A 279-nucleotide genomic window follows, 5' to 3' on the forward strand; every position below is an offset into this window, starting at 1 on the left:
AGCCCATAATGCGAGGTTCAACCCCAACAGTGGTTGCACCAATCACTTTGGCACGAGGTTTTAAACCATATTTTTCTACAGCTGCATCAGACGCAATCAGAATCGCAGCAGCACCATCGTTAATTCCTGATGCATTACCTGCGGTTACTGTACCGTCTGCTTTTACAACAGGTTTTAACTTGGTTAAGGCTTCTAAAGTGGTTGATGCACGAGGATGTTCATCTTTTGCCACCACAACCGCATCACCTTTACGCTGTGGAATAGTCACAGGCACGATTT

Annotated in this window: 1 protein-coding gene; it reads right to left on the reverse strand. The window is 45.5% G+C overall.

The window, feature by feature from the left end; all coding sequences use genetic code 11:
* On the reverse strand, positions 1–279 hold a 279-nt coding region (locus tag AC1M89_RS14825; RefSeq protein WP_481614404.1), incomplete at both ends, for a thiolase family protein.

The sequence above is a fragment of the Acinetobacter sp. ANC_7635 genome, from assembly GCF_056779945.1.